The sequence below is a fragment of the Oscillibacter sp. genome, from assembly GCF_031978065.1.
GTDB lineage: Bacteria > Bacillota > Clostridia > Oscillospirales > Oscillospiraceae > Oscillibacter.
Window position 1 is genome coordinate 5,362 of sequence record NZ_DALZCH010000036.1, and the last position, 22,591, is coordinate 27,952.

The following is a 22,591-nucleotide window of genomic DNA, read 5'->3' on the forward strand; positions in this document are numbered from 1 at the left end:
CAGTAGATAATTGTGTTCCAAAAGCAGCCTGTGGCTGCTTCAATCTCCAATCGTTTTTTTGGATATGTGTTTATCTATGATTTTATCCGCCGATTGAACGGTTTTGAAATTCATATTAAGATGATTATAAAAACACGGACGGAGGAACGCTATGGACACGATTTATTTTGACAATGCCGCCACGTCGTTTCCCAAGGCCCCCGGCGTGGGACGGGCAATGGCCGAGCTAATTGAAAACGGAGCCTTTAACATCAGCCGGGGCGGCTATGAGCGGTCTTATGAGCTGCTGGGGCAGGTGCTGGATGCGCGGGAGCGATTGAAGCGTCTCTTCTCCGCCCCCAAGGATGCCTGTGTCTGCTTCACCGGCGGAGTAACCGCCTCGGTAAATCAGTTTTTAAAGGGGCTGCTGGATCCCGGCGACCACATCATTGTCTCCTCCGTGGAGCACAACGCAGTGATGCGCCCTCTGCACACGCTGGCTCAGGCCGGGGTGGAGATCAGCGCCGCCCAATGCTCACCGGACGGGACGCTGGAGCCGGAGACGGTCCGCGCGCTCTTTCGGAAAAACACGCGGGCTGTTCTGTGCACTCATGCGTCCAACGTCTGCGGCACCGTTCTGCCCACAGGGGAAATCGGCGCGATGTGCAGGGAACGGGGCGTGTGGTTTGCGGTGGACGCGGCTCAGACCGCAGGCGTTCTGCCCATCAATATGGCGAGCATGTGCATCGACTTTCTGGCCTTTCCCGGCCACAAGGGGCTGCGAGGCCCGCAGGGCGTGGGCGGCTTTGTGGTCCTGCCGCTTCTTGCGAAAGCCATGCGCCCGGTAATTGAGGGCGGCACCGGCTCCCGTTCCGACTCCGAGGAGCAGCCGGAATTTCTCCCGGACAAATTTGAAAGCGGCACGCTGCCCATCCCTGCAATCATCGGCCTGCGGCAGGCTCTGCTGGCTCTTGAGAACGGTCCGGAAACGGTCCTTAAAAAAGAAATGGCACTGACATCCCAGTTTTTAGAGGGACTCTCCGAAATTCCCGGCGCAAAGGTGGCAGGGATTTCCGACCCGGCCCGACTTTCCCAGCGGCTTGGCGTGATCAGCGTGGATTTCTTCCCGGCGGATAACGCAGCGGTGGCCTATGCGCTTGAGCAGGAGGCCGGAATTATGACCCGGGTAGGTCTGCACTGCGCGCCCCGCGCCCACCAGACTCTAGGTACCTTTCCACAGGGCACGGTCCGGTTCTCTTTCAGCCCCGAAAACACCGCTGACGAAGTGGCCCTGTGCCTTTTGGCCATTCGGACGATTTTAAAATAACGAAGCGCCCCTTTTTTGCCTTTCCGGAACTATTGTACCCCATAAATCGCAAAAGGAAAAAGGCGCGGGACGGAGAAAACTCCGTCCCGCGCCTCCGCGTTGATGGTTCTATATTGCCTCGGCCTTTTCGTCCGACGCAGACCGGCGCAGAAGCGCCTCTACAAACTCAGCGTCCCTCAATCCATAAAAAACCAAACCCGCGGCCCGATCCTGTCCCTCCGCACTTTGGAGGTCCGTTTTCGGATTGCACGCCCTGAAGCGCGGCTGGCGGTCGGCGTCCTCAAAAATGGCGCTGCCCATCACCAGCGCGTCCGCCTCCGGCTGAAGACACACCCGCTTCACGTCGTCCACCTCGTCCAACTCCATATAATATACACTTTTGTCGCGGGTGAGCAGAATGGCCCTGCGGTCGGTGATAAAGTACTTCATCCCCATTACGCTCCACCGCTCCAACCACGGCATGGCAATCACCAGCGCCGCGACCAGCGTCACCAGCGCGGCAAATTTCCCGCTGAGCGCGTCGCTCCCCGTGCTGTAAATCCCCAAAAGTGTGGAAATGCATATCAGCGTGATCGCCCATCTGACAAGAATTTTTCCTCTCTCCCGCTGACTCAGCAAAGGAACCGGCGCCGACCGTCCGCTCCAGCGGACGACTTCGCCATCCCACAGATATTCTCTAAGCTCCTCGTTCATCTCGCTTTCCTCCCATTCCCTTTTGTAAAGCGGACGCGCCTTTCCTCCGCGCGCCGCCCGACGTATTTTCCTGTTTTATTATAGCCTCAACCGGCGTTCAATGACTGCAAAGGCCCCGTCTGCTCCTGCTAATTTTTCGTAAAGCTCCATTGCCCGGTCTGGGGTTTTCACGGAAATCCGCTCCCGCGTTGTTTCGCTTTTCTTTTGTATTCCGGAGAGTTTTCTTGCTCTTCACCGACTCTTTGCCGGGCAGCCGTTCATGTTTCTTTTATGCTCCGTTGTAATTTTCGTCAAAGATGTCATTTTTTCCGAAATCTTCTTGAAAAAATCCTTGCAATCCGTAAAAAACTGTGTTAGACTGACTTGTGCCTTTGTAAGAGGCATTAGCGATTGGATCGAAAGAGGTGAACGAGAGCAATGAAGGAAGGAATCCATCCCGATTATCAGCAGACTACTATTTCTTGCGCCTGCGGTAATGTGATTGAGACAGGTTCTACCAAGAGGAATATCAAGGTGGAAGTCTGCTCTAAGTGTCACCCCTTCTTTACGGGCAAGCAGAAGCTGGTGGATACCGGCGGACGCGTAGCCAAGTTTAACAAGAAGTTCGGCTTGAGCAACTAAGACCGACGACACATTCACAAAGTCCCGTATCCGTAAGGATACGGGACTTTTGCGCCTTTATCCGCTTTACAATTTTTTACGAAGCGGATATAATACTACCACTATTAAAATGATGGAGGAGACGATTGTCATGCGCTTGAAATCTGTAAACCCCAAAGAGCTTTCCATAGAGGCCCTGCGCCTGTTTACGGGGCGGATGCCTCTGCTGACAGCGGGAGACAAGACGGCCTGCAACACCATGACCATCGGTTGGGGCGGCTTGGGCAGCTTTTGGAACAGGCCCGCCTGCACGGTGTACGTGCGCCACTCCCGCTATACCTTTCAATTTATGGAATCCAACGACTATTTCACCGTGTCCATCCTCCCCAAAGAGCGAAAGGACGCGCTGACCTTGTGCGGCACCAGAAGCGGCAGGGATACGGACAAAATTGCCGACTGCGGTTTTACGCTCTGCTACGGTGCGGGCGACGCCCCGTTTTTCGACGAGGCAGAGCTGGTTTTGGTGTGCCGCAAGCTGTATGCCCAGGACATGACGTCTGAGTTTGTCATCGACTCCGGCGCAGCGGCCTCTTTTTACCCGGAGGGAGACTGGCACCGCATGTATATCGGCGAGGTCGTGGAGGCCTATCAGGCATAACTGCCACAGGCGGAAAAAGGAGATTTATGCAGGAAACAAACGAAATCAGAGATAAAGTGGTGCTGGTGGGGCTGAACTCCCCCGTGCTGCGCAAAGAGGATCTGGCCGATGAAACCACTATGGAGGAGCTGTCCGCTCTGGTGGATACCGCCGGCGGCGTGACGGAGGGAATTATCCTTCAAAACCGGGAAAAGCCGGACCCCCGCACTTTCATCGGCGAGGGGAAGGTGGCGGAGGTACAGCTTTACTGTGAAAACACAGGGGCTACGATGGTCATTTTCGACAATGACCTCTCCCCCTCCCAACAGCGGGTACTGACGGAGCTTTTGGGCATTCAGGTGCTGGACCGCTGCGGATTGATTCTGGACATTTTTGCCCAACGGGCCAAGACCAGAGAGGGCCGCCTTCAGGTGGAGCTGGCGGAGTATCAATACCTTCTCCCCCGGCTGACGGGCATGTGGACCCACTTAGAGCGTCAGGGCGGCACCAGTGGAATGGGAGCCATCGGCTCCAAAGGCCCCGGCGAAACCCAGCTTGAAACCGACCGTCGGCTGATTCATAAGAAAATCGACAAGCTTCGGGCGGATTTAGACGACGTGCGCCGGGTGCGGAGCACCCAGCGCCAACAGCGGCGGAAAAACGAAATTCCCGTGGTGGCCATTGTGGGCTATACCAACGCGGGCAAGTCCACCCTGTTAAACAGGCTTACCGGCGCGGCGATCCCCGCCAACAACCGCCTGTTTGACACGTTGGACACCACCAGCCGCCTTTTGACCGTCAGCGAGACGCAGGACGTGATTCTCAGCGACACCGTGGGCTTTATCCGGAAGCTTCCCCACCAGCTTGTGGAGGCATTTAAGGCCACGCTGGAGGAGCTTGAGTACGCGGACCTTCTGCTGCATGTCATCGACGTATCCAACCCAGAGTGGCAGCAGCAGGCTCAGGTCGTGGAGGAACTGATCGGGGAGTTGGGCGCCAGCGACCTGCCCCAAATTGAGGTATTTAACAAGAGCGATCTCTCCGGCGGGGAAATTTTGCCCCGGGGCGAGGACATGGTCACCATTTCAGCCAAAACCGGAGCGGGCATTGAGGAGCTTTTGCACCTCATCGACCTCCGGCTGGACAAGGGCGCGCGGCGGGTGGTCATCCACCTTCCCTACGACAAGGGCGGAATGCTTGACATGCTGTACCGGGAGGCGAAGGTGGAGTTGGTGGAATACACCGACACCATCGACGTGACCGCTGTTTGCGCCCCCCGAGTTTTGGGGCAGTTGGTCCCCTATGTGCAGGAGACGGAGGACGCGGGCGGAGAATGAAGTAGGCGTGAAGCGCCTGATTTCCCGCTGAGTTCTTCTCAGTCTTGAAGCACCGGGCATCCGCCCCGGTCAATTTGGTGCGGGCAGGACCGGGGCGGTCGCACCGAAACAGGAGGAACGGTATGGACGAGTATCTGGTCCCCTTTGCGGACGGGGCAAGCGAATTTACGGAAAAGCGCTCCCGCTTTATCAGCCGCCTCTGGCGGACGGAAAACGAGGACGAGGCCCGCGCCCGCATTGAGGAAACGAAAAAGCAGCATTACGACGCCCGTCACAACTGCTGGTGCTATTCCATCCGAGCAGGCGGGATTGTTCGCTACTCCGACGACGGCGAACCGCAGAGCACGGCGGGACAACCCATGCTGAACGTGTTTCAGCGGGAAGGAGTTACCAATTTTTGCTGCGTGGTGACGCGGTATTTTGGCGGTGTGTTGCTGGGAGCGGGGGGATTGACCCGCGCCTATTCCAAGGGCGCGAAAGACGCGCTGGACAACAGCGGCGTCAGCCGTGTAAGCCTTTGGACGCTGTGGGAGGTCCCCTGCCCCTATCCTCTGCTGGAGCGCATCAAGCTGGAGCTGGAGGCCGCAGACGCGGTGGTTGAAAATGCAGACTACGGCGAAACCGTCACGTTGCTTGCCGCATTTCCCAAAAGCGGCGCAGAAGACTTTTCTCTTCGGCTGACGGAGCTGTCCGCCGGAGCGCTGTCCATGACAAAGCGGGGGGAGGAATTCCGCTCGGGGCCAAGGGAGCCACGGTAAAACGCCGGATTTGTAAAAGAGCGGGCCGCTTATGCGGCCTGCTCTTTTCAACTTATAAAATTCCGAAAATTTATTCTGCGCTGTGCGCGCCCCGCTGCCCGTTTTTAGCGGACGGCGGGGCGCGGCGTATTCTCTTAGAATTTAACTACGGGAATTTTTAAAGGGTCTAAATGTCGCACTCTCTGGTACGCCACGCAACCTCCATCTCCAAATCCCGTTTCAGTTTCGCGTTCTCCGCCAAAAGCTCGTCATAGTGGCGGCTCTGCACGTAATACTTTACAAAGCTAAAGCTGGCCTCCTGAAACTCCTTCTCGGTATATTCGGGCAGGAGCGAGCCGTTTTCCCGTTTCAGCCCCTGAACGGAGATCACCACGATGCGGCGGTTTTTCTCCGAGAGGTGAATGATGCGCAAGTTCTCCGGGATTTCCAGCTTCAGATCGTAACTCTCGTTGACCTCCTCAAGCAACCTGCGCTGCTCTGGTTTGGCCGAAACAATCACGCCATATTTTTCAAACAGTTCTTTTAAGTAATCGACAGAAACTTCCTCTCTGGTGATGGTCCCCTTTCCAATGCCGGAAAACATGGTGTTGGAAATGGAAAAGCTGATAAACACTTCCTTGCCGGTCTGCGGATAGCTCATATTTGTATACCTCCCCACATATGATCCATGATGACGGAACCCTTTTCTGTGCCGCAGGCTTGCCGCTACGGACGCAAAACACCGCTGTGAAATGTTCTTCTATGAACAGTATATCACAGTTCCCACAAAAAGAAAACATTAAATTGCGCAACATTGCGCAATTTAATGTGAAAATATTGCCTGCACAATCGCCATGCCGCCCTGCAAAAAAACACGGCGGACAGCAAAGCCGTCCGCCGTAAATCTCATTTTCCTATGTAAACCAAGCTCAAACGCGCATACCGCCCACAAAATAGGTATTGTAATACCCACTGGTCAGCGTACTGACAATTACGCCGCCGCTGTTGGCGGAGGAAGCATGGATAAACTGCCCGCCGCCCATATAAATACCGGCGTGGGAACACGCTTTCCCATTAGAGCGGCTGGGGTCATTGAAAAACACCAGATCGCCGGACTTCAGCTCCGATGCGGAGTAAAGCTTCTGGCCCTTTCCGCTCTGCCACTGGCTGGTGGCGCTGTGGGGCAGGCTCACGCCCATCTGCTTGAACACGTACATGGTGAAGCCCGAACAGTCAAAGCCACTGGGGGACGAACCGCCATAGACATACCGGGTGCCCAGATACTGCGTTGCAATATCAGCCGCGCCAGAGGCGGGTGCCTCGTCAGAGACCAAATCCACAAAATCGCTGCGGATATAACCGGTAGTCCCATACTGGCAGGTCACGGCGTACCAGCCGTCGGCAAAGCCGTCCACCGTTACGGCGGCGTCCTTCTTTACCGTGGCAACGGCTTGCGCGTCAGGATCGGCGGAAGCACGAACATTCACTCCATCGCCGTTTATGCGGCCCGGAGCAGTAAAAATGCCGTCCTGATCCTCAACGACAAATTCGGCGGAAACATAGCCGGACTTCCCGTCAAAGCCCACATAGTACCACCCGTCCTGCTTGCCCAGAATGGAGACGGCGACACTTTTGTCCAACTGCGTGACAACGGAAGAGGAAGTGGATGCCTCGGCCCGAAGCCGCAGGCTGGAACCAGTAGTACAACCGACGCCGATTGCAATTTGATCGGCGGCGGAAACGGAGGCCGTGGCGGCCAAAAGCATCGTCATTGCGGCGGAAAGAACAAACATCCCGGCCGCTTTACCTGCACGGTGTTTCATAAGTGTACGCTTCCTTTCGAATTTTCGTTTGTCGGGAAGTGGGAAAGCCGCCTGCCTTACAGCTTGCCGGCCAATGCGCGCTCCAACCAGATGGCGGAGATGTCCATGGCCTCGTACAGGCTCTCTCTTTCACTTTTTTTCACCACGCGATCCCGGGATTTCAGATCCGGATCCGTTAACTGTAATTGGACGGAAACCTTGGTAGCCACATTCATGTCCTGAACCTTTTTGCTGTCCATTACCTGCATCATAATGATATATTTCTCAGCCATCGTGCCGTAGTAAATCAGATTATCCACCCGGCGAAGCGGGTGCCCCTTATAGGTCAAGCCCAAGGCATTCTCCATACTTTCAGCCATCAATATGCTCCTTTGAAATTATTTTGTAACCAAATTGTAACAGAATTTTTCCGCTTTGTCAATTCTAAACAAACCCATTTTTTTAGGAAATTTTTTCCTCACCCTTTGCCAAGCACTATTCTTAACCCCTTGTCCCCGTGGAGTTTCCTCCGCCTTTCCCACGGATTGGCGCAATTTCCAGCGTTTGTGCTCATATACTTTTTTATCTGAGGAGGGATTTTATGAAAATCATTATCTGGAAAAAAAAAGCCGCCGCCCTGCTGGCGGCGGCGCTGGCGGTGTCCCTTGGCGGCTACGCGGCTTCCTACCCCACCGAGGCGCTCGCCACGGAACGCCAGCTTCCCATCTACTGCGTGGACAGAGGGCAGCAAAAGATTTGCTCCATCAGCTTCGACGCAGCCTGGGGAAACGAGGACACCCAGACGCTCATTAACATCCTGGAGCAATACAACGTAAAAACCACCTTTTTCGTGGTGGGCGACTGGGTGGACAAATACCCGGAGTCCGTCAAGGCACTCAAGGACGCGGGCCACGAAATTATGAGCCACTCCGCCCACCACGACCACTTCAATTCTCTCTCCACCGAAAAAATCACCGCAGACCTGAAGGAGAGCTGCGACAAGATTGAGGCCATCACCGGCGTGCGTCCCACATTGATTCGCTGTCCCTACGGGGAGTATGACGACCATGTGGTCAAGGCCATTCGGGATTACGGAATGGAACCCATTCAATGGGATGTTGATAGTCATGTTATAAAAATAAATACAGAGGGACTGGGGTTTTCCCAGTCCCTCTCTTTTATCTTGTGACAATATGTCTGCCAGCGTGAACCATGTTAAAGTGAAAATTAATCCATACTTGACGGATTCAGCGCTTCCAAAATAGCATTTGCCTGATCATCCGAAATTGTACCAGCGTTGAGGAGATTGTCCAATGTTACCTGAATGGAACTCGAGTCGGTATCTGAATCCGAGGAGATTGAACTTATGGCACTTTCAATCGCATCCTGCTGGTCATCCGACAGCGTGCCGTTTTCAACCAGACTTTGCAGTAGTTCCTCTAAATAATCTTCATCTTCATCGCTGTCATCTTCCGAATCGGCAGGAGGGGGAGGCGGCGGACCCATCGGTTTATCAGCCTTTAGGCCAGAGGCGGCGCCATCATCTTTCGGAGCCAGAGCTTCCGCAATGGCACTTTCCTGATCACCGCTAATCGTCCCATCATTCACCAGACTATCAAGCGTTGTTTTCAAAGGATTTGATCCATCTGATACATCCACAGAATCCGAGTTCATGGAATTTAAAATTGCGCTAGCCTGATCGCTGGTAATTGTTCCATCACTTACCAGACTGTCAAGCGCATCAGAAACAGCGGAGGTGCTTCCCAAAGATTCAGCATAGTCATTATAAGCATTGTCGCTTATTTCAACTGTGTCAAACCTCTGTCGCTCGGTTGATTTTGTGGAGCTGGAATCGCTGGACGAAGAACTGTTCTTTGCGCTGTCGGTACGCTGGGTTTGGTATAATGCCATTAGAGAACTGTTGCCATCAATTTTCATGCTTTCGTCATCCCTTTTCAGCAAATTTTTGTTGCCAAAATTTGCTATCCCTACATCTTTTTATCGGCCTAGCTTCTGATTATGATAACAGCAATTTTGAAAATCCAGGCATTCTTTTTTTAAGCCTAGATAATAAAGCAAACTCGCCATTGTGGGATGGATCCACGCAGGCGAGTCTGCTCTTGTAGGGATATGCCACTTGGCAAACATCCTCATCTCGAGGACGTTAACTAACATACAACTTGAATATTGATATAGCCTTGAAACCTGATAAGGGAACAGCAACCAGCCCTATACTCCGTGGAAAAGCCAAGCCCAGTTACGTAGAATTTCCCCAGAGCCTATCAAGGCTCTGGGGAAATCGAAGGCCGCGCTTCCTGCTTTAAGCGCGGGAAGAAGTCACCGCATAGGTGCGGTGGGATTTAGTTGTTGGCAGACTGAGCGCCGGAGCTGCTGCCAGCAGAAAGATCGGCATTTGCATCATCAGGCGCAGCCGAAGGGCCTGCCATGATATTCTTGACAATTACAGAAGTGGCCGTGTTATTATCTCCGAGTACAACATCAAGAACAGTTCCCTCTTTAATGTCATCAATCGTTCCGTCTGTCTCTCCGGAGATGCTTTCCACTGTGATTGCCGTGTCGTCTGCTATTGTAATAAATACTGTCTCTGTACCCGCCGCGAAGGTCTTTCCACCACTGGGCTGGCCGCCGCCGGGCTGTTTCCCGTCGGGCTGGTCGCTGGGCTGCTGACCGCTGGGCTGGCTGCCCGAGGGGGCTTGCCCTTCATCCGAAGAGGGCTTCATTGGCTCCCCGCTTGAGCTACTGCCGACCGGCTGGGCAGGACCGCCGGCTTGCCCCTGTCCACCGTCCTCCATTGTCCCCAGAAGCAACGTAACTGTCTTGTCACTGATGCTCTGCACCTGTCCAATAATTTGAGAGCCGCCAGACTCGCTGGAACCGGATGTACTGGCAGAATTGCTTGCCGCGCTTGTGGGATTTTCCGAATTTGCGCCGCTGCTTCCGCATCCGGCCAACGCCATGGCCATCAGTCCCGTAACACACAAAAGAGATAATGTACTTTTTAGTTTCATTGTTTTGCCTCCTTATTTGTATGGACTATACATAAACCAAAATTCTGAAAAAAAGCTTAAATTCTGGAAAATTTTTATTGCCGCCCATATGGATTCGCTGTCTGCGCTGAGCATAATCCGGTGTGTCAAAATTCATGCAATTTTTTTGCGGCGATGTTTACATTTTATTCATAGTTTTTTAAGCTTGTTTATAAGCTTTCCCGATATGATACAAACATGCTCAACGGAACGAGGCACTGCCGAAGAGTATAAACTTTTTCATTTTCTTCTTCTATCTCTCCTGCAAACTAATTCCCGCCTTCCATCGTGAAGGCGGGAATTAGTCTTTATATTGTACCGCCATGCCCAGTAGGTGCTGAGACTTGGGAGCCCCTCCCTGCTTGGCATTCCACATTGCCATGCGGTAAGCGCTGTTGATGTTGATGGGCTTTCTGACGTGCTCCCAGATAAAGTTTCAAGAAGAAATCATTTTCACAAACGGCCCCGCTCTCTGCTGCACGCACAGATATGCGGGAGGATGATCGCTCATCAGCACTGCCTCCCTTCAAAACCCCTGCAAGGCACTCCGCATATGCTGGGGACAGAGGAGGACTTTAATATGGCAAGAAATCCTTTTTGTTTTTTTACACCGTGGAATCCCAAATGCCGTCCACCTAAGCCACCCGGGCCTCCGCCCGGACCGCCTGGGCCGCCCAGGCCACCTTGGTCACCATGGCCCCCAAAGCCACCCTGGACTCCCAGACCTCCTAAGCCGCCGGGACCGCCGGGCCCTCCCGGCCCTCCTAGGCCGCCGGGGCCACCTAAGCGATAATCCTTCATATGCTCGCCGAAAGAAATCTTTCGGCGAGCTTTCCATTTTTCCTGCGCGCGAGTGTAGCTAGTACATTCAGGCATCGGTCAAACTCCATTCCAGCCGCATATAGCGCCTAATTTTCAGCAAGTACAATTCTCTCCACGAAAAATTTTGATTGACATATTATTCCATTTAATGTACTATTGGAAATCATAATAAACGAGGTGATTAAATGGCCCGCACGGTAAAAACTATGGAAGAACGCATTGCCATTCTGGATGAGAAAATCGCCAAAAAGAAAACTGAAATTGCAAAATTAGAATCTCAGAAATATGCGCTTACGCATCCTGTGTCTATCAGAGATCTCGTTATGAAGGCAAAGCAATCCGGCATGACACCCAACGAAATCGCCCAAAAGCTTGGCATCGATATTGAGTGATCTATTGCCCCGCCGAAACGGCGGGGCGTTTCTTTGCCCCTTTACGGCTTGTGGCTAAGCCCGTCAATCACCAATTCCACAGCTTCATATTTGCGCTTCCAGTAATCAATATCCTCATACTGGATATCTACGGACATCTCGTTTGCAAGCGCCGATATTTCGTCAATACGAAATTTAAGCCTAGTGTTGCTGTACTCCAAAATCTTGATTGCTTCTTTCGGTGTCATTTGGCACGACCATTGGGGGCCTTCTTTCGCATTCCACCCGTATGTATAAAATACCTAATTCGTCGAGTTGGTACAATTCCATTCGCCCGTGAAGCTCTGTAAAATATGGTTTCTTATTTTATCGCGGACCAATTCTCCTTTAATTTCAAGAATAGTTATGTAGGCCAACCCATCAGAGTGCGTTTCTCGTGGATTTTATTTTTCATTTTGTCTCCTCCTCGACCTAGGCAACCTTGCGCGCAAGATCAAGGCAAATGAACCTGAGGTATGCCTTTACATCCATCCTGTACCCGCCAGGACGGACGCAGCCCCCCATGCACATCGTGCCATTTGCAATCGATGCAATGTTTTAGGTATTTTTGACAATCGCGTTGCCCATGGTGATCTTCTCCCCCGGCACTCACACCGACTATTTTTATTTGCATATGATGCTTTGGGTGATTATCTTGAATCCTTGTGAAATGAATATGCTGATTGCGGCCCTGACCAATTATTTTTATACCAATCTCTCGGAAAAGGATTTTATATGCCTGGGTATTTTCCTGCGCGAACTCAGCAAGTCAATGATTGGCACAACGGTATTTGACGGCCTTTGTTACAAGGATAAGAAATAATCTACCACTTTTCATTCGCCACTTTCTTTCCCGGCCTCCTGAGGGCCGCGCTTGTCCGATATTTCTCCGGCGGGCAGGGCGGCAAGGTCCACGCCCTTAATTCCCCAATTGCCCCTGCCGTCGCTCCATGTACATCTTGCCATACTCACACCTCCGCCAGTGCCTGCAGCGGAACAACGGGCTAACCAGCCAGCCAATTCCGATGGTGATAAGCCCAAGTGCCCAAATGCTCATGTCAAAAGCGCCTCCTCCCCGGCAAAATCGGGGCTTGCGCTTTCGAGCAAATGTGATATAATAATCTTGTAATCGTTCTTGGGCGCAAGCCCTTGGACAGAACCGCTTTGGGGTGCTACCCGAGGCGGTTCTTTTTTATGTGCTGCATCGGTTTTCCTCCCACAGCTTGTCCGCCTTTTTCCCGCAGCCGGATCCTCCCAGCTGCGCAAATTATTGTTTTTCATAAGATTCTTCAATAGGAACGAATCGAATGGCATTTGCGGTCCTCTCCGGGTGGGCGAGTGCATAAGGGATGACGTCCCGAATTATGATTTTTCTGAAGTGCTCCTGATATTCCGGCTCGTCCCCGGTAATTTCCCGCCCGTTCCATGTCAGTTTTAATTCCATGAAAAGCACCACCTCCTATGGAATTTTATTGGCAGGGCCTGTCCACTATTCACCCCATCCCCAGACATTGAGGTGCTATCCGGCTTTCTCGCATATTCGCTAGGCTTTCGTTACAATTCGGACCTCCGTGCAGGCCCGGACGATCTCCGTGATATCCGCCATGATTTCATCCATCAGCGGGCGCTCGTTGTCTGAGATCACGCCGTCCTCAATAAGCTGCATTAGCTGCCGGTCCCGGTGATCCTCGGCAAAGCGCAGCACACGGTTAACCAGTCGAATCGCCGCCGTCTGGAGCGTACAGTTGTCCACAATCGGGATGAGGGCCGCGGCCAGCCGGGACACGTTGCTCAGGTGCTCCACGGCCAGAAACTGGCTGCTGTACAGCCGGACCATCTGATAGACCATCTCATCCGGCACAACGCACTCGCCGCTCTCATAGCGCGCCAATGCCCGGACGGAGCATGGCAGCAGTTCGGTAAAGGCGGTCTGGCTCATACCGCGCTCCTCCCGAAACCGCTTGATATTGTTTATGGTATTTCCTCCCTTCTTGAGGTCTTGAAACATCTGTACTTCCGTGATAAAATAACCTATTAATTAAAACTTTTTAAAGCAGGAAGTATTCTATGGACATCAGGCTTAAACAGGATTTGGAACGTTTCTTCCGTGTCTACGAGAACAGCACCCTTGAAGTCCTTCAAAAACATCTGCCTCCGCAGGTTGGTGTATCTATTAAAAAAATGAACTGGATGAAGAATTTGATCTGTTCAAAACATCCTTGCTCAATCGTTTGAACGAGGAGTTTAAACGGTGACCGGCCTTGTGGTCTTCAAAAGGACCTCCTGCGCTGCGGTCAGCGCCTCATCCCCCTTTTCATAGGTCGTTCCGCTGTCAAGCAGAACGTGCATCAGCTTATCCGCCAGCGCCAGCATCTCATCATCACGGGCTGGCTCCTTATACGATAGATACATATCCTCGTACCCCCTTTCGTTAGCCTGTTGTGTTTTAGTCTGTGGCTTTAATATAATTCCGGTTTCAGTAATTGCTAACGTATAAATGCTCGTCTCAATAATTCACTTCACATTCACTAATTATTGAAATCATAATTTATAAAATATGGTGGTGAATCTGGTGGACATAGTTGATCGCATTTTTGACCTCGTTCAAGAACAACATCTTGAGCAGAAGCATGAATGATCCGCTGGACTTATCAAATTTGTGGAGCAACGCGGCATTGATGTGGATTGGATCCCGTTGCAACGCGCGTCCTATCTGTCTCTGGACATGCAGGATGGTATATATTGCATCACTGTAGATCCATGAAAGATGGACAGCCTCCTCATTGAAACAGTGCGTATGGCTCACGAGCTGGGTCATTGCGAAACCAGCGCTTCTATTGTGAAGAAGCTGCGTTGGATATCCGTCAGAAGCATGAACACCAGACAGATCGGTGGGCAGTCATGCGACTTGTTCCGGTGAATAAGCTGGACGAAGCCGTGGCGGATGGATGCACAGATATTTGGTCACTAGCGGAGTATTTCGAGGTCACAGAAGAGTTTATGCGCGAGGCCATTTGCTGGTATACCCATGGCAATATGGCCGCAGAGTTATATTTTTAGAGTCCCGCCTTGCGCGGATAAAATAAAATGTGCCCGATTTGGGCACAGGAGGAGAAAGGGAATGGATTTTGTAGATCAGTTAAAACAATTTGCCAAGAGGGCAGAATCCCTTCAGGACACGGTGCAAACAGAGGAAGCTACAAAGACTGCCTTGATCATGCCGTTTTTCTCCATGCTTGGCTATGACGTATTTAATCCCCAAGAATTCACTCCTGAGTTCACGGCAGACGTTGGCATTAAAAAGGGCGAAAAAGTAGACTATGCGATCATGAAAGACGGTGCACCCGTCATTCTCATTGAGTGCAAAGCCGCCTCCGAAAAACTGGACAAACATGATTCTCAACTCTTCCGTTATTTTGGGACTACCAGCGCAAAGTTCGCCATCCTTACAAATGGACTCACCTATCGTTTTTATACCGACTTGGATAATCAAAACAAAATGGACAACGATCCCTTTTTGTCGATCAACATTTTAGAAATTCGAGACAATCAAGTCCCGGAGCTCAAAAAATTCTGCAAAGCAGAGTTTGATATTGACTCCATTTTCAGCACCGCATCGGAGCTGAAATACGTCCATGCGTTCAAGGATATCTTTGCCGATCTGCTGGAAACCCCCACAGATGATTTTACCCGGCTCTTCCTGCAGTCCTGCTACTCCGGACAAAAAACGCAGAATGTTCTGGACAAGTTTCGCCCGCTGCTGAAAAAAGCGCTGAACGATCAGATCAGTGAAATGATGAACGATAAAATCAAAGTGGCTCTGGGCGGTTCGGGCGGTAGCGTATCCATTGCTGGAATCAAAGCACCGGAAAGCACGGCCGCTCCGGAAGACACCGAGGATGAAATGCCGGAAAAGAGAACCCTCAATATTGTCACGACGGAAGAAGAACTGGAAGCGTACTTCATTGTCAAGAATCTGCTGTCGGGCGTAGCCGATATCCACGATATCACATACAAAGATACTGAGTCTTACATCAACATTCTGTATAAAGCGAATACCCGCAAGTGGATTTGCCGTCTGCGTCTTACGGCTAGCCAAAAAATGTTGATTATCCCGGATGAGAATAAAAATGACATGAAGTATCCGCTTCAGGATATTTATGAACTGAATCAACATAAAGATGCGCTGACTGCCGTCTTGCAGCGGTATCTTTAAAGATGTGCCCAATCCGGGCACAATGGAGGACATATGAATAACGAAGAAAAGATTCTAGAAATTCTGGAAAAACAGGGGCAAGTGCTGGAACAGCACGGTAAACTGCTGGGGACAATCCAGACTGATGTAGCCGATCTGAAAGAGCGCGTGGTAAAAATTGAAATCACGCAGGAGAATGTCATCATCCCCAGCATTCAGGCGCTGGCCGAAGGACAGGCGAATCTCCTCGCCACGCTTGCCCCAAAGAACCGCGTGGAAGCTCTGGAGGACGAGGTGGCCTTCATGAAGTCCGTCGTTAAAATCCTGTCTCAGGAAGTCGCGGAGCTGAAGAAAGCCCAGTAACCAACAGCGCCGCCCCGCCGGGGCGGCGCAAAGTATAGCGTGCCCGAATTGGGCACATGGGGGTGCGTCATGTATACGGCAATCTACGCTCGGCAAAGCCTTGACAAAAAGGACAGTCTTTCCATTGAGGGGCAGGTGGACCTGTGCCGCGCCGAGGCTACCGGTGAATTTAAGGTTTATACTGACAAGGGCTTTTCCGGCAAGAACACACACCGTCCATCCTTTGCCAAGCTGATCAAGGACGTTGAATCCGGAGAGGTTGAGAAGCTGGTATGCTATCGGCTCGACCGAATCTCCCGTTCCATTATGGACTTCGGCATGATCTGGGAGACGCTGAATCAAAATCATGTTGAGTTTGTATCCATCAATGAAAAGTTTGACACCTCAACGCCAGTCGGACGCGCCATGCTCTATATCATTATGGTATTCGCGCAGTTGGAACGGGAAACGATTGCCGAGCGGGTCAGAGACAATTATTATCAGCGCGTAAAAAAGGGCGCGTGGCCGGGCGGCCCTGCGCCCTTTGGCTTTCAGATTGCACAGGAGCGGGTAAACGGGCAGAAATCCCTTGAACCGACGCCAGTAATAGAAACCGTAAAGCACATTTTTAATATGTACGCAGAGGCCGGAACGTCGCTTGGTAAAATCGCAAAAGCACTGACCGAAGAGGGGATTCCGTGCGCCAGAAGAACCGGCTGGGACGGCGTATCCGTGGGGCGCATTCTGCGCAACCCGGCCTACGCCAAAGCGACCGAGGCAGTCTATGCGTATTATAAAGCAAAAGGCGCAATTATTTATAATGACGCCTCCGAATTTACAGGGAAATTTGCTTCCATTATGATCGGAAAACGCACGTCAAATGAAAGAAAGTACACCAACATGCAGGAGCATCTTCTGGCAATCTCCTTTCACAAAGGGGTGATCGAAGGGGAACAATTTTTAACCTGTCAATTCCGCATGGACAATAACCGACAGATTAAAAACACCGGAAAGGGAAAGCTCACTTGGCTTTCCGGGCTGCTGCACTGTGCGGAATGCGGTTATAGCCTGCGCGTTATTGAAGATAAGCAGTACAATCGAAAGTACCTGTCCTGCGCGGGCCGCTCGAACCTCCACATCTGTTCTATCGTCCATAGCGAACGCATCGAAGACGTCGAAGCAATGGTGGAATCGGTTTTAATGAAGCGCTTTGCAAAGCAGCAGGCTTTTCCGCCCGCAGAAACCCACAGTCCAAAACCGCAAGACAGATGGGTGAATGAGTTAGGGCAAATCGAAAATAAGATTTCCAATTTAATACAGGCTCTCGCAGACGGCAATGATGTTTCCAAACAGTACATCAATGCGGCGATTCAAAAGCTGGACGACGAAAAGCAAGCCATCCTGAGCAGAATAGAAACCGTCGCAAACACGCCTTCCGCAGAAGCGATTGCATATGATTTCAGTAGCTTGGATTTTGAAACAAAAAAGAAGACCGCCGCCGCGGTCATCAAAAATGTGCTGTGCGCTCCATCAGGTATTGAAGTCAAATTGCGTTGAATATCAACGCTTTATTTTTGTATGGTATGTTGATAGCTTAGACTGGAAAGGCCTGTCGGCGGACGAAATCACACGGCGGGTGACCTCCAAAGTTCAGCCCGGGTCCATTGTCCTGTTCCACAACGCGGCGGAGAACACCCCCGCCGCTCTGCCAGGCATTCTGGAATACCTGATCGGGCAAGGCTACTCCGTGGTTCCCATCTCACAAATCATCGTCAAGGGCGAGTGCAATCAGGACTACACCATCGACCACACCGGCCGCCAGAAAGCAGCCAAAAGCGCCACAGAGGGCAGCGCCGCGCCCGGAGCAAGCGGCAGCGTGGAGAATTCTCCGGCCGCCTCCGCCGGAAACACCTGACGCGGAGCCGCTCCGAAATTGTCCGGTTCAACATCCACCAATTCTTAATAAACCGCCCTACCGGAGGGTACAGCGTCTCCGTCATCCCGACGCGTCCCCTTCCCCCGCGGCAAAAGGCCCCGACGCGGAATTTATCCGCGCCGGGGCCGCTCTATGCAATCCCTCTGCTTTCCGAAAATAATCGGCTCGCGGATCCCCCAGCCACGCTTACGGCAACACCATACAAAGGGAAGCGCGGAATTGCGCCGTCAGATTTGAAGTGTAATCAAAGGATGCAAGCAAGCTTGCGCTTCAGGCGTTAGCCGCTTTTTGTTCGGTGTTGCCTTAAGTATCCATACTGCGCCGCGCAGCCCGGGCGGTGCGCCCGGAGAGCATGTTCTGGGGTCGCGCAAACGAAGGAAAATTCTTCTGCAAGTATTTGACATTTTTCTCAAATACGGATATAATACAACCTCTGGCAATGAATGGTTTGTCCCGTATTTTTTTGGCCTTGCGCTCTCAAGACGGAGGGCACGGACCGGGCCGCGAGGCGAACCGCTTTCAACCCTGACGGCCGGACCGCGAAGAAGCCGTGTCTCCGCCGGGACGGAGGATATCGTGTGCAGAACATATGTTGAAAGGGTATCGCGATGAGATTCGTAGCGGCAAATTGTTTACGCGAGGGCATGCAGCTTGCAAAGCCCTTGTACCGCGGACCGAACACCATGCTCTCTACCGGAATCACGCTGAACAACGCATATATTGGCGGCATTCTGCGGGCCGGCTATGCGGGCGCTTACATTGAAGACGACCTTTCCCGGGACATTGAGGTCATCGACACTATCAGCGGTGAGCTGCGCACGGAGACGATGCGGGGCATTCAGAAGATCATTTCCACTGCCCGACAGGGCGGTAAAAAACCGCACCCGGTCAATGTCTCCGCTCAGATTGAATGCATTGTGCGGGAGCTTTCCGGAAACCGGAACGTGATGGTGAATATGCTGGATTTAAGCAGCTACGACAGCTACACGTATTCCCACTCTCTTAACGTTGCGGTGCTGTCCATCGTTTTGGGCATCGCTATGAATTTTCCCGTGAGCGACCTGATTGCCTTGGGCAGCGGCGCTCTGCTGCACGACATCGGAAAGGTATTTATCAACAAGCAGATTGTTCAAAAAAACGGGCCTCTGACTCCAGAGGAGTTCGAGCTTATGAAAACCCATTCCCAGATGGGCTACGACTATATCATGTCGGAATACCGGCTTCCGCCCCGAAGCTGCCGCCCTATTTTAGAGCATCACGAGCGGTACGACGGCTCCGGCTATCCCCTGCAAAAAAAGGGGACGGGCATCTCCCTCTACGGGCGGATTACCGCCCTTGCCGATGTGTACGACGCGCTGACCTCCGAGCGGCCCTATCGGAAGGCCCTGCCTCCCAACGAAGGGGTTGAATACGTGATGGCCAGCGCCGAAACCCTGTTTGACCCGGAGGCCGTCAACGCCTTTACAAAGAGAATTGCTCCTTATCCGGTGGGCACCTCTGTGGCGCTGAGCAACGGCTGGACCGGACTGGTCATCAGAAATTACGCTTCCTACTGCCTGCGGCCCAAGGTCCGCGTTTACCGACAGGACGGCAGAGCGGTAAAGCCCTTCGAGATTTCCCTGAAGGATGATTTTGGCTATTTGAACGTCACCATCAAGGGCATTGCGTAGTGGAGCCTTTACGCCACCAAATTTTTAAACAATTCGTCCATCGCCTCCGGCGATGCGGCGCAAAGGGCCGGGAAACTGGATTCCCCGGCCTCTTGCTTTTTCCACGGCGCAGGAGGGAATGCCCTCACAAAAAATTACTTTTTCCAAAAAAGACCGGCCCCGGTGCGGAAAATTCCGCGCCGGGGCCGCATTATGTCGTTTATTCAAGGCCCAGAGGTAGGATTTTGCAGTAATCCTCCACGGTACCACCGGCAGCAAAGCACTCCAGAATCTGGCGCCCCACCGGATGCAGCTCCGGCGTGTCGTAGACCAGCAGTTCCTTGGCGAAAAAGTCGGTGAGTATTTTCGCGCCCACCCGATAGCCCTCCTCGCCGAGAAGCTCCTGCAATTCCGGGCGGAGGAACTTGGGGGGGATATGCTGGCCATCCACCTTCATGTCCTTCAGGCAATAGCCCAGAATCGGGCAGGGCGCGGGCGTCAGCCGGTCCATGCGCATATTCACGCCGCCGCGCCGGGCCAGATATTCCCGGGAAATCCACTCCGGGGCAAAGCCCACCTGATAAATGCCGATATTCTGGTTGGGCGTCAGCACATACCGGGTGGCGGTGCAGCGGAGAATCTGCTCCATCAGAAGGTTTGCCTGCTTCACACGCAATCCGGTGGCAAAGGGCCAATAGGACCCCACGCCTTCTGCGGCCAGCGCAGAATCCCCGCTGACGGAGGGGTTGTTGTATCCCCGGGGAGCCACCAGCCGCCACAGCCACGCCAGCGCAGGAGGCAGAATGTGCAGCAGACCCACAATGCCATAGCTGGGACGCTGGGCCGTTGACGGGGGCATCCGCACGCCAAAGCTGCGCACGTTCACCTCCACCGGCCCGGTGACGATGTTGTCCACCAGCCGCCGGGGAATGATGACCCGGGGGTTGGAGCAGGGTCGCCCCGTGGAGTCCAGCGTATGTTCCCACAAAAGGCAGGTGGAATTGGGCACGCCGTCCAGGTTAAAGAAAATCAGCGGTTCCTTCGTGTGGATGGTGATGCGCTCATACAGCCGGTCGCAGCCGTACTCCGTGATGCCGTCCACCCGGACAAACCAGCCGTCTTCCCCGTCCGCCAGCGCCAGCTTGCCGTTTGAGGGCTGGAAATCCGGCGGGCAGATGGCCATGTCGTCCGTCACGGGCTGAATGGTGCAGGTGTCGCTCATGCTAATATAGTGGCGGGTCCCGCTGATGGAGTTCACGCCCACCAGCACCCGTCCGTCGGAGTCCCGGTGCACATCCTCCAAAAGCTCGCTCTTTCCGCCGCCGGACGCGCCCTCGTGCATCATCACCATCTCATTTTCATAGGGAGTGATGATCCGGGCGGCGGAGGCGTGGGCCGTGACCCAGCCCTCCTGCTCTCCAATGTCCAGCAGCACGCTGTACACGCCCTTTTTCGCCGAGGGGCCGGGATAGAGGTTATAGGAGAAAATCTCGTGGAGCTTTTCTCCCCGGCTGTGCACCACCACCTGCCGCCCGCCAAAGCGGGTGTGGCGCAGGGGCGGGGCCACGTAAACGATGGCCCGGGGCTCAAACTTCTCCAGCTCCCGGACGTTGACAAAGGCCTGAAGCTGGGAAAGGGCGAAGGCGAAAAACGCCGCGTTCCGGGGGCACACCAGCATCGCTTCGTAGCCATAGTCGTATCCTCCGGCCTTGAAGGGCACCACGATCAGCTCCTGCCCGGAGAGCCAGTGGAACGTCTCCTCCCGCACCTCGTCAAAGCCGTAGCCATATGTGTCCTCAAACCGGGGCTTGTCGGTAGGTTGATCGTCGGCGATGCGCATACAGTCCGGGTCTCGGCGGCGCATATAGTCCTCCGTGTAATTCACCACGGCGCCGTTTTTGCAGCGGACCACGTCCGCCTCGTGGACGGGCCGCCCATCCACGTCGTACACCACGTCGATTTTTGTGGTGTGCTCGTTGCCGAAAATCAGCTCGTAAAGCGTCTCCTTGCTCTCCGGAACGATGACACTGGGACTGCAATCCACAACAGCGGCCAGCGCCTCCGGCAATACAAAGCGTTTTAATATCTCATTCAAATCCGGTCCCTCGCTTCCAGTGCAGTTATCTGATCATTTTTCAATCATTTAGTTTAAAAAATTCATTGGTTAAATCATGCAACCGATTAACTATAACATATTTTTCGGTGTTATTCAAGTCCGTTCCGCGCTTTTCGCGGGTCTTTCGCAGGGCCGCTCGCTTCAAACGCTCTCTCCGCTTTGGGCGGCGCGATAGCGGTTGGCCGCGTCCTTCAGACAGGCAATCAGGGGCTTTTGTGTCAGCGCAAAATAGCGAGTGCGGATGTCCGCTTCCATTGCCGCCAAGTCCTCGTCAAGGCGGCGGCCCACCAGCATTTCCCGGACAAACTCGGCCGTCACGTTCAAAATCGTGTTGCAGGCAGCGTCCAGAATCAGCCCCGTGTCCCGCTCCAGCACCAGACTGATGTAAAATTCTCCGTGGGTCTGGCAGATGGCGTCGCCGCGGCTGGGCTTGGCCTGTCCCACCACCAAAATCGTGTTTTTCGGATACCTCATAGCCGCCCCTTTCCATCCCCTTGCAGGGAGACGCCGCTCCGTGTTCCTTCCGGTCGGGCAAGGCGCCATGAAGTGGTTATACCACAGATTTTGCCGAAAATCCAGCGTGAAATTTGTCCTCTCGCCGCCTTGACGGACCGGGGCTTCCCTGCTATACTGTGCTCAGAGCAAAGCGGACCGCTTTGGCTCTTTGATTCGTTTTTGCCCGCGCGGAACGTCTCTCCGGCGCTTCCCCACGCGGTCAAGATCCACGAATTTTGTGTTGCACAAAATTAGTGGGTCTTTTTTTGTTGAAAAGGCCCTCCCTCGGGAGGTATTTTTATGGATTTCCACGAACAGCTCTGGGCGCTTCTGCGCCGGGACGAGACGGGCCGGGGCTTTGCTCGGTGGCTGCCCGCCCCGGATTTTGACGCGCTGACTCACACGCTGCTCTCGGCAGAGCGGGCGGTGATTCTCACCGGCTTTCCGGTGGACTGCGGCGGCATGTT

At 53.2% G+C, this 22,591-nt stretch carries 28 protein-coding genes; 14 read left to right on the forward strand and 14 right to left on the reverse strand.

Going from position 1 to position 22,591, the window contains the following annotated elements:
* Positions 1-151: 151 nt before the first annotated feature.
* On the forward strand, positions 152-1,306 hold the full coding sequence (locus tag RTK01_RS07225) for an aminotransferase class V-fold PLP-dependent enzyme (protein WP_312280328.1): 1,155 nt from the start codon (positions 152-154) through the stop codon (positions 1,304-1,306).
* A 108-nt stretch (positions 1,307-1,414) separates the two neighbouring features.
* Here RTK01_RS07225 and RTK01_RS07230 read toward each other — a convergent pair whose 3' ends face one another.
* Positions 1,415-1,999: a hypothetical protein gene (locus RTK01_RS07230; RefSeq protein WP_312280329.1), complete on the reverse strand. Its 585-nt coding sequence runs from the start codon at positions 1,997-1,999 to the stop codon at positions 1,415-1,417.
* A gap of 417 nt (positions 2,000-2,416) precedes the next feature.
* Between RTK01_RS07230 and rpmE the strand changes: the two genes are divergently transcribed.
* From rpmE to RTK01_RS07250, 4 genes are all read left to right on the forward strand, one after another.
* A complete protein-coding gene (gene rpmE / locus RTK01_RS07235) occupies positions 2,417-2,620 on the forward strand; it encodes a 50S ribosomal protein L31 (protein WP_293007616.1) in 204 nt (67 codons plus the stop codon).
* A 130-nt stretch (positions 2,621-2,750) separates the two neighbouring features.
* On the forward strand, positions 2,751-3,257 hold the full coding sequence (locus RTK01_RS07240; RefSeq protein WP_312280330.1) for a flavin reductase: 507 nt from the start codon (positions 2,751-2,753) through the stop codon (positions 3,255-3,257).
* A 26-nt stretch (positions 3,258-3,283) separates the two neighbouring features.
* Positions 3,284-4,573, forward strand: coding sequence for a GTPase HflX (gene hflX / locus RTK01_RS07245; RefSeq protein WP_312280331.1), 1,290 nt, complete (start codon positions 3,284-3,286; stop codon positions 4,571-4,573).
* A 122-nt stretch (positions 4,574-4,695) separates the two neighbouring features.
* Complete coding sequence (locus RTK01_RS07250; protein WP_312280332.1) at positions 4,696-5,331, forward strand: YigZ family protein; 636 nt, start codon at positions 4,696-4,698, stop codon at positions 5,329-5,331.
* Positions 5,332-5,497: 166 nt separating this feature from the next.
* Here RTK01_RS07250 and RTK01_RS07255 read toward each other — a convergent pair whose 3' ends face one another.
* The 3 genes from RTK01_RS07255 to RTK01_RS07265 form a co-directional block, all read right to left on the reverse strand.
* The gene (locus RTK01_RS07255; RefSeq protein ID WP_312280333.1) at positions 5,498-5,971 is read right to left on the reverse strand and encodes a hypothetical protein; all 474 of its coding nucleotides are present in this window, start codon (positions 5,969-5,971) and stop codon (positions 5,498-5,500) included.
* A 268-nt stretch (positions 5,972-6,239) separates the two neighbouring features.
* On the reverse strand, positions 6,240-7,133 hold the full coding sequence (locus RTK01_RS07260; RefSeq protein ID WP_312280334.1) for an SH3 domain-containing C40 family peptidase: 894 nt from the start codon (positions 7,131-7,133) through the stop codon (positions 6,240-6,242).
* Positions 7,134-7,189: 56 nt separating this feature from the next.
* Entirely contained in the window at positions 7,190-7,492 is a 303-nt protein-coding gene (locus tag RTK01_RS07265; protein ID WP_312280335.1) for a hypothetical protein, read from the reverse strand.
* A 221-nt stretch (positions 7,493-7,713) separates the two neighbouring features.
* Between RTK01_RS07265 and RTK01_RS07270 the strand changes: the two genes are divergently transcribed.
* Positions 7,714-8,301, forward strand: coding sequence for a polysaccharide deacetylase family protein (locus tag RTK01_RS07270; protein WP_312280336.1), 588 nt, complete (start codon positions 7,714-7,716; stop codon positions 8,299-8,301).
* A 38-nt stretch (positions 8,302-8,339) separates the two neighbouring features.
* Here RTK01_RS07270 and RTK01_RS07275 read toward each other — a convergent pair whose 3' ends face one another.
* The 3 genes from RTK01_RS07275 to RTK01_RS16835 form a co-directional block, all read right to left on the reverse strand.
* Entirely contained in the window at positions 8,340-9,050 is a 711-nt protein-coding gene (locus RTK01_RS07275; protein WP_312280337.1) for a hypothetical protein, read from the reverse strand.
* A 422-nt stretch (positions 9,051-9,472) separates the two neighbouring features.
* Positions 9,473-10,141, reverse strand: coding sequence for a hypothetical protein (locus tag RTK01_RS07280; RefSeq protein WP_312280338.1), 669 nt, complete (start codon positions 10,139-10,141; stop codon positions 9,473-9,475).
* Between the two features lie 319 nt (positions 10,142-10,460).
* Positions 10,461-10,589, reverse strand: a complete 129-nt coding sequence (locus RTK01_RS16835) for a D-Ala-D-Ala carboxypeptidase family metallohydrolase (RefSeq protein WP_397352490.1) — start codon at positions 10,587-10,589, stop codon at positions 10,461-10,463.
* 577 nt (positions 10,590-11,166) lie between these two features.
* On the opposite strand from RTK01_RS16835, the gene RTK01_RS07285 reads away from it, so the two are divergent.
* Positions 11,167-11,373, forward strand: a complete 207-nt coding sequence (locus tag RTK01_RS07285) for a hypothetical protein (RefSeq protein ID WP_312280339.1) — start codon at positions 11,167-11,169, stop codon at positions 11,371-11,373.
* Positions 11,374-11,414: 41 nt separating this feature from the next.
* On the opposite strand, the gene RTK01_RS07290 is transcribed toward RTK01_RS07285, so the two are convergent.
* From RTK01_RS07290 to RTK01_RS07305, 4 genes are all read right to left on the reverse strand, one after another.
* Positions 11,415-11,600 carry a hypothetical protein gene (locus RTK01_RS07290; RefSeq protein ID WP_312280340.1) on the reverse strand — a complete coding sequence of 62 codons (186 nt, stop codon included), beginning with the start codon at positions 11,598-11,600 and terminating at the stop codon, positions 11,415-11,417.
* Positions 11,601-12,225: 625 nt separating this feature from the next.
* Complete coding sequence (locus RTK01_RS07295) at positions 12,226-12,357, reverse strand: hypothetical protein (RefSeq protein WP_312280341.1); 132 nt, start codon at positions 12,355-12,357, stop codon at positions 12,226-12,228.
* 301 nt (positions 12,358-12,658) lie between these two features.
* Positions 12,659-12,835 (reverse strand): hypothetical protein, encoded by a 177-nt coding sequence (locus tag RTK01_RS07300; protein WP_312280342.1) that lies wholly within the window; start codon positions 12,833-12,835, stop codon positions 12,659-12,661.
* A 99-nt stretch (positions 12,836-12,934) separates the two neighbouring features.
* The gene (locus tag RTK01_RS07305; RefSeq protein WP_312280343.1) at positions 12,935-13,399 is read right to left on the reverse strand and encodes a helix-turn-helix transcriptional regulator; all 465 of its coding nucleotides are present in this window, start codon (positions 13,397-13,399) and stop codon (positions 12,935-12,937) included.
* A gap of 59 nt (positions 13,400-13,458) precedes the next feature.
* Between RTK01_RS07305 and RTK01_RS07310 the strand changes: the two genes are divergently transcribed.
* Positions 13,459-13,626, forward strand: coding sequence for a hypothetical protein (locus RTK01_RS07310; RefSeq protein ID WP_312280344.1), 168 nt, complete (start codon positions 13,459-13,461; stop codon positions 13,624-13,626).
* Between the two features lie 9 nt (positions 13,627-13,635).
* Here RTK01_RS07310 and RTK01_RS07315 read toward each other — a convergent pair whose 3' ends face one another.
* A complete protein-coding gene (locus RTK01_RS07315; RefSeq protein WP_312280345.1) occupies positions 13,636-13,803 on the reverse strand; it encodes a hypothetical protein in 168 nt (55 codons plus the stop codon).
* 489 nt (positions 13,804-14,292) lie between these two features.
* Here RTK01_RS07315 and RTK01_RS07320 point away from each other — a divergent pair, with 489 nt between their 5' ends.
* From RTK01_RS07320 to RTK01_RS07345, 6 genes are all read left to right on the forward strand, one after another.
* Positions 14,293-14,451 (forward strand): hypothetical protein, encoded by a 159-nt coding sequence (locus RTK01_RS07320; RefSeq protein WP_312280346.1) that lies wholly within the window; start codon positions 14,293-14,295, stop codon positions 14,449-14,451.
* Positions 14,452-14,512: 61 nt separating this feature from the next.
* On the forward strand, positions 14,513-15,607 hold the full coding sequence (locus RTK01_RS07325; RefSeq protein ID WP_312280347.1) for a type I restriction endonuclease: 1,095 nt from the start codon (positions 14,513-14,515) through the stop codon (positions 15,605-15,607).
* 33 nt (positions 15,608-15,640) lie between these two features.
* Positions 15,641-15,949, forward strand: coding sequence for a hypothetical protein (locus RTK01_RS07330; RefSeq protein WP_312280348.1), 309 nt, complete (start codon positions 15,641-15,643; stop codon positions 15,947-15,949).
* Positions 15,950-16,018: 69 nt separating this feature from the next.
* Entirely contained in the window at positions 16,019-17,485 is a 1,467-nt protein-coding gene (locus tag RTK01_RS07335; RefSeq protein WP_312280349.1) for a recombinase family protein, read from the forward strand.
* Between the two features lie 79 nt (positions 17,486-17,564).
* Positions 17,565-17,843 (forward strand): hypothetical protein, encoded by a 279-nt coding sequence (locus tag RTK01_RS07340; protein ID WP_312280350.1) that lies wholly within the window; start codon positions 17,565-17,567, stop codon positions 17,841-17,843.
* Positions 17,844-18,472: 629 nt separating this feature from the next.
* Positions 18,473-19,534, forward strand: a complete 1,062-nt coding sequence (locus RTK01_RS07345) for an HD-GYP domain-containing protein (RefSeq protein ID WP_312280351.1) — start codon at positions 18,473-18,475, stop codon at positions 19,532-19,534.
* Between the two features lie 199 nt (positions 19,535-19,733).
* Here RTK01_RS07345 and RTK01_RS07350 read toward each other — a convergent pair whose 3' ends face one another.
* Together RTK01_RS07350 and RTK01_RS07355 are read right to left on the reverse strand one after the other, a co-directional pair.
* Positions 19,734-21,608, reverse strand: coding sequence for a DUF4914 family protein (locus tag RTK01_RS07350; RefSeq protein ID WP_312280352.1), 1,875 nt, complete (start codon positions 21,606-21,608; stop codon positions 19,734-19,736).
* Positions 21,609-21,770: 162 nt separating this feature from the next.
* Complete coding sequence (locus RTK01_RS07355; RefSeq protein ID WP_312280353.1) at positions 21,771-22,103, reverse strand: DUF3870 domain-containing protein; 333 nt, start codon at positions 22,101-22,103, stop codon at positions 21,771-21,773.
* Between the last annotated feature and the right edge of the window lie 488 nt (positions 22,104-22,591).

Excerpts from the sequence above, each read along its gene's own strand:
- RTK01_RS07225 (WP_312280328.1), top strand. The coding sequence starts at position 152 with ATGGACACGATTTATTTTGACAATGCCGCCACGTCGTTTCCCAAGGCC.
- RTK01_RS07230 (WP_312280329.1), bottom strand. The coding sequence starts at position 1,999 with ATGAACGAGGAGCTTAGAGAATATCTGTGGGATGGCGAAGTCGTCCGC.
- rpmE (WP_293007616.1), top strand. The coding sequence starts at position 2,417 with ATGAAGGAAGGAATCCATCCCGATTATCAGCAGACTACTATTTCTTGC.
- RTK01_RS07240 (WP_312280330.1), top strand. The coding sequence starts at position 2,751 with ATGCGCTTGAAATCTGTAAACCCCAAAGAGCTTTCCATAGAGGCCCTG.
- hflX (WP_312280331.1), top strand. The coding sequence starts at position 3,284 with ATGCAGGAAACAAACGAAATCAGAGATAAAGTGGTGCTGGTGGGGCTG.
- RTK01_RS07250 (WP_312280332.1), top strand. The coding sequence starts at position 4,696 with ATGGACGAGTATCTGGTCCCCTTTGCGGACGGGGCAAGCGAATTTACG.
- RTK01_RS07255 (WP_312280333.1), bottom strand. The coding sequence starts at position 5,971 with ATGAGCTATCCGCAGACCGGCAAGGAAGTGTTTATCAGCTTTTCCATT.
- RTK01_RS07260 (WP_312280334.1), bottom strand. The coding sequence starts at position 7,133 with ATGAAACACCGTGCAGGTAAAGCGGCCGGGATGTTTGTTCTTTCCGCC.
- RTK01_RS07265 (WP_312280335.1), bottom strand. The coding sequence starts at position 7,492 with ATGGCTGAAAGTATGGAGAATGCCTTGGGCTTGACCTATAAGGGGCAC.
- RTK01_RS07270 (WP_312280336.1), top strand. The coding sequence starts at position 7,714 with ATGAAAATCATTATCTGGAAAAAAAAAGCCGCCGCCCTGCTGGCGGCG.
- RTK01_RS07275 (WP_312280337.1), bottom strand. The coding sequence starts at position 9,050 with ATGAAAATTGATGGCAACAGTTCTCTAATGGCATTATACCAAACCCAG.
- RTK01_RS07280 (WP_312280338.1), bottom strand. The coding sequence starts at position 10,141 with ATGAAACTAAAAAGTACATTATCTCTTTTGTGTGTTACGGGACTGATG.
- RTK01_RS07285 (WP_312280339.1), top strand. The coding sequence starts at position 11,167 with ATGGCCCGCACGGTAAAAACTATGGAAGAACGCATTGCCATTCTGGAT.
- RTK01_RS07290 (WP_312280340.1), bottom strand. The coding sequence starts at position 11,600 with ATGACACCGAAAGAAGCAATCAAGATTTTGGAGTACAGCAACACTAGG.
- RTK01_RS07295 (WP_312280341.1), bottom strand. The coding sequence starts at position 12,357 with ATGGCAAGATGTACATGGAGCGACGGCAGGGGCAATTGGGGAATTAAG.
- RTK01_RS07300 (WP_312280342.1), bottom strand. The coding sequence starts at position 12,835 with ATGGAATTAAAACTGACATGGAACGGGCGGGAAATTACCGGGGACGAG.
- RTK01_RS07305 (WP_312280343.1), bottom strand. The coding sequence starts at position 13,399 with ATGTTTCAAGACCTCAAGAAGGGAGGAAATACCATAAACAATATCAAG.
- RTK01_RS07310 (WP_312280344.1), top strand. The coding sequence starts at position 13,459 with ATGGACATCAGGCTTAAACAGGATTTGGAACGTTTCTTCCGTGTCTAC.
- RTK01_RS07315 (WP_312280345.1), bottom strand. The coding sequence starts at position 13,803 with ATGTATCTATCGTATAAGGAGCCAGCCCGTGATGATGAGATGCTGGCG.
- RTK01_RS07320 (WP_312280346.1), top strand. The coding sequence starts at position 14,293 with ATGCGACTTGTTCCGGTGAATAAGCTGGACGAAGCCGTGGCGGATGGA.
- RTK01_RS07325 (WP_312280347.1), top strand. The coding sequence starts at position 14,513 with ATGGATTTTGTAGATCAGTTAAAACAATTTGCCAAGAGGGCAGAATCC.
- RTK01_RS07330 (WP_312280348.1), top strand. The coding sequence starts at position 15,641 with ATGAATAACGAAGAAAAGATTCTAGAAATTCTGGAAAAACAGGGGCAA.
- RTK01_RS07335 (WP_312280349.1), top strand. The coding sequence starts at position 16,019 with ATGTATACGGCAATCTACGCTCGGCAAAGCCTTGACAAAAAGGACAGT.
- RTK01_RS07345 (WP_312280351.1), top strand. The coding sequence starts at position 18,473 with ATGAGATTCGTAGCGGCAAATTGTTTACGCGAGGGCATGCAGCTTGCA.
- RTK01_RS07355 (WP_312280353.1), bottom strand. The coding sequence starts at position 22,103 with ATGAGGTATCCGAAAAACACGATTTTGGTGGTGGGACAGGCCAAGCCC.